This window comes from Kitasatospora sp. NPDC056138, assembly GCF_042264695.1.
Classification (GTDB): Bacteria; Actinomycetota; Actinomycetes; order Streptomycetales; family Streptomycetaceae; genus Kitasatospora.
Genome location: NZ_JBHJVK010000069.1, coordinates 40,354 through 46,491, shown reverse-complemented (window position 1 = coordinate 46,491; position 6,138 = coordinate 40,354). Strand labels below are relative to the sequence as shown.

Genomic DNA, 6,138 nt, shown 5'->3' with positions numbered 1-6,138 from the left:
TCATATCACTGAGCTGGGATTTTGGCTGGACTTACGGCAGGCTGACTAGGGGGAGGGGTGGCGCTGAGGGGGCGCGTGCGGGTCGGCTTCACTCCTGCCAGATTGGTCTAGACCGTGGCCCCGGGTGGACTCTGGCCGACCGAACCGGTCCGGCCGCAGGGTGGCCGTCCGTCAGGGGTGTATCAGTCCTGCACTGTCAGCAGATCCCGCCGCAGGGCGAGTGTGTACCGGCTGATTTTGCGGCTTCTCAGCATTTTGGAGAGCGGCCAGAATTCCTGTCGCTATTGTAGCATTCGGACTCTTCGCATGGGCCACCTTTCGCGTCCCCTGCAATTCGATGGAGTGTTTCAGAATTCGACTGTCGGGGTTTCCTGCCGTTGGGCGGGTGCGGGTTTTGAGGCCGCTGGTGGTACCCGGGCGGCGGCCGGGGCGGGTACCGCAGGGTGGGCGGATCTCGTCGGCTTCCTGGTCGGCGGCGGTGCCGGACAAGACTGACCCGTGACAGCGAACCTTGAGCGATTGCCAACGAAGATTGAGCGACGCTAGTTTGTGCCACTGAATCTTGAGTTGTTGGCGCTCAGTCATGGTTGGTGGCGGGTGGGAGAGTTGGCTCGAGCGCTTGAGTTGGAAGCGCTGACGGCCTTTGAACTGGGCTTTCTCGACGGCGGAGCGCGTCGACGTGAGCCGTTGGAATCGAGTTGGAACGTCCGGTTCGAGGATGTCGAGCCGGTCCGCGGGTTCAGCTGGCGCAAAGAGGCCCCCGGGTTCGCCGGCTGGTACTACTCGACGACACTCCGGGAACACGTCGGCTACGAGTCGTGGCTGGAGCGCGACCGACTGGTGCTGTTGGACCGGGATCCGCAGGTCATCGGCATTGCCTCGCAGCCGTTCTGGCTCCATTGGCGTGATCGTTCTGGTGCCCGCCGACACGCTCCGGACTACTTCGTCCGTCTGGCCGACGGCCGTGCCCGCGTGGTCGACGTCCGCGCCGAGGACGACATGGACGAGGCAACCCGGGAGGCTTTCGCAGCCACCGCGGATGCCTGCAACGCGGTGGGCTGGGAGTTCGAGTGGGTGGGCAGGCCCGAGCCGGTGTTCATGGCGAACATCCGTTGGCTCGCCCGCTACCGGCGAGTCCGCTGCGGCCGACCCGTCTGGATCGCGGACCGGCTGCGGGAGGTGTTCCGCGAACCGAATCGGATGTGGGAGGGCGCCGGTCTGGTGGGCGATCGACTGCAGGTCCTGCCGGTGCTGTTCCACCTGCTGTGGTCCGGTGTTCTGGCAACGGACCTGGTCACAGGGGTAATGGAGACCGACAGTCTTGTCTGGACGGAGGCAGGCGGATGAGTGGGCTGACGCGACCGCCGGTTCTCGCAGTGGGCCAGCGGATCCGGTTCGACGGCCAGGTGAGGGGGGTTCTCGAGGTCACCGCCCAAGTGGCGACGTTGGAGGACGAGGAGACCCCGCACCGGGTGGTCGCGTTGATCGACCTGTTCGAGGCAGCTGACTTCGAGATCTTGTTCCAGCCCGAGCGCCGGCCCATTCCCGCAGTGGGGCTGATGGACGGATTTCCTCCGGATGTGGCGAAGCAGGCACTTTGGTGGGAGGGCCACATCTTGGAGGTCCTGCACGGGCTGCCACCGGATGCGGAGCCCGGCACCGAGCCCCGGCCCGGCTACGGACCGGGGTCGTCGGTGACGTCCCGCGAGAGGGTGAAGGCGGCCGAGCTGACCGCTCTCGGGCACCCGGTCAAGCCCAACACGGTCGGCTGGCGGCGACGCCGCTACCTTGCGGACGGACTGGTCGGACTGGCTGATCACCGACCAGTCCGGAAACGGAAGGAGTTCGGGGAGGCACCCGACGAGGTCGTCGACGCGATGCGGCAGGCCATCAGGGAGGGGGTCGACGCCTCGACCCGGAACGGGGCCTACCTCATCTGGCGGACCCAGGAGATCTTGCGGCAGACCACGGAAGGGGCCGTCGAGCCGCCTTCGCGACGGTCGCTCTACCGGTTGCTGGAGAAGCTCGCGAAGGGCACCCACGCGACCGGCTCGGCCCGCACCCGTCGTTCCGTCGCGCACGGCGCCAACGCGCCGTTCGGCGAGTTGACGGTGTCGGCTCCGGGCGAGGTAATGCAGATCGACTCCAGCCCGCTCGACGTGCTGGTCCGCCTCGACAACGGGGTCGTCGGGAAGGTCGAGATCACCGGGATGATCGACGTCGCGACCAGGACCCTGTCGGCGGCGGTGCTGCGGCCGACGACGAAGTCGGTGGACGCGAGCATCCTGCTGGCTCGCACGGTCACCCCGGAACTGATGCGGCCAGGCTGGGCGGACGCGCTGAAGATGTCCCGTTCGGTACTGCCCCACCGGCGCCTGCTGTCCCTGGACAAGCGGATGGAGCACGCGGCCGCGAAGCCGGTCATCGTCCCCGAGACGATCGTCTGCGACCACGGGATGGTGTTCATCTCCCGCAACTTCCGCTCCTCCTGCCGTTTCCTGGAGATCGACTTCCAGCCCACCCTGAAGGGTTCGCCCTTCCAGAAGGGTCACATCGAGAAGATGCTCGACACCGTCGCCGGGATGTTCGCGCAGTTCCTGCCCGGCTACACCGGCCGCAATACCGACCTTCGGGGCAGGCACCTCGAGGAGGAGAACCTGTGGTCTCTGCCCGAGTTGCAGGATCTGCTGGACGAGTGGATCGTCGCGAAGTGGCAAAACCGCCCCCACGACGGCCTACGCGACCCCGACCACCCGGGCCGGCTCTTCACGCCGAACCAGAAGTACGCCGCCTTGGTCGAGGCCAGCGGCTACGTCCCGGTCGCACTCAGCGGAGACGACTACATCGAGCTCCTGCCCGCGGCCTGGCGGGCCGTCAACTCCTACGGCATCAAGATCAATAACCGCACCTACGACAGCCCCGAGCTCGGCCCAATGCGTCGGCGCGACTCCGGCGTCACCGCCAAGCGCGGGCTCTGGGAGGTCCACCGCGACCCCTATGACGTCTCCTACGTCTGGGTCCGCGACCACCGCGGCGCCAGCGGATGGGTCCGTGCCACCTGGAAGCACTTGAACCGGGCCCCGGTCCCGTTCGGAGACCTGGCCTGGGACCACGTCAGCCACCAACTTCCCAGGGCCACCGAGGAGGAACTCGCCCAGGCCGTCGCCGACCTGCTCACCCGGGCCCACGCCGGCCCCGACCAGCCGCCCTCGAAGAAGCCTCGCAGGGGCAAAGCGGACAAGGCCGATCGCCGCGTCGCGGCCCGCACCAAGGCCACCACCATGGCGGCACCCGCCCCGCCGGCCGCGGCCACCCAGCACGAGCCCGCCCCGGAAGACCTGGTGGAGGGCGAGGACACGCTGGCCGAAGTGATCCCGCTCGGGCTCTTCGACCCGCTCGAGGACCCCTGGAAGCGCTTGTGATCACGATGGCAGACGGGGCTGGCAGCCCCGAGGGCGACTTCGGTCAGCAGCTGACCCTCCTACCGGGTTGGCGCGAGTTCGTCGCGTCCGCGACTGACAGACCGATGACCCGGCTCACTCTGGACGAGTACGACGCCTTGTCGAAGGAGGAGAAGTACGACTACGACGAGGACCGTCTCGACCACCACGCCCGCCTCCAGGTGGTCGCGACCTCAACCGTCCGCAACACAGTCACCTGCGGCCGACGGCTGACGATCCTGAACCGCGGAGCGATCAGCGCCCGCCGGGGCCTGATCGTCACCGGGCCAGCCAACACCGGCAAGACCATCGCGCTCACCCAGCTCGGCCTCACGCACGAGCTCCAGGACCGCCGCCGCCATCCCGGACAGGATGAGCGCATCCCGGTCATCTACATCACCGTCCCGCCCTCCGCGACACATCGGATGATCGCAGCGGAACTCGCCCGGTTCCTCGGCCTGCCCGTCCTGCGCAGTTCGAACGCCACCGACCTCACCGAGGCGGTGGTCGGCGTCTGCACCAAGGCCCGGACCAGCCTGATCCTGGTCGACGAGATCCACAACATATCCGGGACAACCCGCAACGGAGCCGAAGCGTCGGACACGCTCAAGTACTTCTCCGAGCGCATCCCCGCGACGTTCGCCTACGCGGGCATCGACATCGAGGCCTGCGGCCTGCTCGCCGGGCTCCGAGGCGACCAGATCGCCGCACGGTTCACCTCGGTCGCCACTCACTCGTTCCCCTACAACCAGGAGTGGAAGGCCTTGGTCGCCCAGATGGAGGCCAACCTGCTGCTGCACCAGCACAAGCCAGGGACTCTCACCCGGCTGGACCGCTTCCTGCACACCCGCACCGGCGGCATGATCGGCACCCTCTCCCACCAGATCCGCGGCGCCGCCGTCGACGCCATCCTCACCGGGGCCGAGAAGATCACCAAGGCGGGCCTGCTGGCTGTCGACCTGGACATCGCCTCCCGTCGCAAGCGCCCCGGCCGTCCCCCGGCACCGCACGCCGACCAGTGACCACACCCTTCCTCGGTGATCAGCCGATCGTCAAACTCCCCTTCCAGGTCCGGCCGGACCGCGGTGAAGGCGGCGCGTCATTCATCACGCGCCTCGCCGACGCCAACCACCTCCCACCTGCCTACCTGCGGAAATACCTGACCGAACCCCCACATCACCGCGGGGCTCCAGCCTGGGACCGGATCGCCGCCGTCACTGGGCGCGACCCGGTCCGGCTCCGCCAGATCCTGGAGACGATCGAATGCGCCGAGTGCGGCACCACGATCCGCCCCCGGTCGAGCTTCGGCACCAAGCCGAGAACCTGCTCGAAGGCCTGTCGGCAGAAGAAGTACCGCCGAGGCGTCGTCCAAAGGACCGTCCCCTGCCGCATCTGCGCGAAGCCCATGCGCATCCAGCCGGAACAAGGCCGCTTCCTGTGTTCCTCGCCCTGCCGCCGCACCGCCTACCTCCAACGCCAACACACCAGCACCTCCGCAGCCACCGACAACGGCCTCGAACCGCAACCCCGGCAATGCGTCATCTGCGAACGCGCCCTCCCACCCCAAGCACATCCCAGCCGTCGCACCTGCTCAGCAGCCTGCCGCAACAAGGCCTCCCGCTGGGAGAGAACACCCTTCGCCCCCTCCGAGCGGACCTGCGGCCAATGCGGCACCGCATTCCAGACCAGCCAGCCGAACCGGCGCTGGTGCTCGTCAGCCTGCCGCCACAAAGCCTCCCGCCAGGAGAGAACAGGGCAACGCGAACCCGTCAGCCGCGAGGGCTACTGCGGCCAGTGCGGCACCGCATTCCAGACCAGCCGGCCGAACCGGCGCTGGTGCTCGTCAGCCTGCCGACAGCGGGCAACCCGCAGGCGAGCAGAACTGCGTGAACGCCGGGCCAGCTGACCTGCAGAGATCAATCTTCACTGGCACTGCAAGCCAAGTGCTCAACCTTCGCTGACACAAACCAGCGTCACTCAATCTTCGATGACACTCGCTCAAGGATCGCTGTCACAGGTCAAAGACAGCTGCTGGCAGGTCGCTGCCCGGAGGCCAGCGGCAGGTGCAACGCGGGGGGTGCAACACGGGCCGTGGAGCCCTCTGCGCATGTATTTCCGCAGGTCAGGGGTGCAACGCTGTCGTTGTGTTGCACCCCGCGTTGCACCCGTGTTGCACCCCGCGTTGCACCCCGCGTTGCAGTGCCGGCCCCGCCCGACCGGGTCCTCGGTCAGCTCTCCAGGTAGCGCTTGAGGACCGCTTGCCGCAGCCACTGGTCCTCTTCCTCGCGGGCTGCGAGGACGGCGCGGCGGCGGGCCCGGCCTGACTCCTCACGGACCCGCCGGACCTCGGTGTCGAGCTGGTTCTGTACGCAGAACTCCCTCCGGAACAGATCGGTGACGGCGGCGCGCAGCTTGCGGCCCGCCGGTCGGCGGGTGCCTCGCAGGTGGCGGCGCAGCGTGGTGGGTCGCGTGTTGAGGAGGTGGGCGAGGAGGTTCAGGGCGGTGTGAGTGGCGGTGTCCGGGCGGTGGAGGTGGCCAAGGTCGAGTGGGCCGTGGGTGTAGTGCTGGAGGAGGGCGAGGAGATTTTCTCTCGTGGTGCGGGGTTGGTCGATTGTGCAGCGTTGCGCGAAGGGTTCGTGGAATTGGCAGGTGACCGGGGCGCTTTTTGTTGGCATGGCTCAGTGTGGCCCTGGGGTGC

General features: G+C 67.9%; 4 protein-coding genes. 3 read left to right on the top strand and 1 reads right to left on the bottom strand.

Annotation, left to right across the window (positions count from 1 at the left end):
- Positions 1–570 precede the first annotated feature (570 nt).
- Genes ACFC1R_RS31295 through ACFC1R_RS31285 form a run of 3 tightly spaced genes read left to right on the top strand, consistent with a single transcriptional unit; the run spans position 571 to position 4,462 of the window.
- On the top strand, positions 571–1,347 hold the full coding sequence (locus ACFC1R_RS31295; protein WP_375944372.1) for a TnsA-like heteromeric transposase endonuclease subunit: 777 nt from the start codon (positions 571–573) through the stop codon (positions 1,345–1,347).
- A complete protein-coding gene (locus ACFC1R_RS31290) occupies positions 1,344–3,422 on the top strand; it encodes a Mu transposase C-terminal domain-containing protein (protein WP_375944370.1) in 2,079 nt (692 codons plus the stop codon). Before ACFC1R_RS31295 ends, ACFC1R_RS31290 begins: the two co-directional genes overlap by 4 nt.
- A gap of 5 nt (positions 3,423–3,427) precedes the next feature.
- Positions 3,428–4,462: a TniB family NTP-binding protein gene (locus ACFC1R_RS31285; protein WP_375944376.1), complete on the top strand. Its 1,035-nt coding sequence runs from the start codon at positions 3,428–3,430 to the stop codon at positions 4,460–4,462.
- Positions 4,463–5,668: 1,206 nt separating this feature from the next.
- On the opposite strand, the gene ACFC1R_RS31280 is transcribed toward ACFC1R_RS31285, so the two are convergent.
- On the bottom strand, positions 5,669–6,115 hold the full coding sequence (locus tag ACFC1R_RS31280; RefSeq protein ID WP_375944369.1) for a hypothetical protein: 447 nt from the start codon (positions 6,113–6,115) through the stop codon (positions 5,669–5,671).
- Positions 6,116–6,138: the final 23 nt, after the last annotated feature.

Excerpts from the sequence above, each read along its gene's own strand:
- ACFC1R_RS31290 (WP_375944370.1), top strand. The coding sequence starts at position 1,344 with ATGAGTGGGCTGACGCGACCGCCGGTTCTCGCAGTGGGCCAGCGGATC.
- ACFC1R_RS31280 (WP_375944369.1), bottom strand. The coding sequence starts at position 6,115 with ATGCCAACAAAAAGCGCCCCGGTCACCTGCCAATTCCACGAACCCTTC.
- ACFC1R_RS31285 (WP_375944376.1), top strand. The coding sequence starts at position 3,428 with ATGGCAGACGGGGCTGGCAGCCCCGAGGGCGACTTCGGTCAGCAGCTG.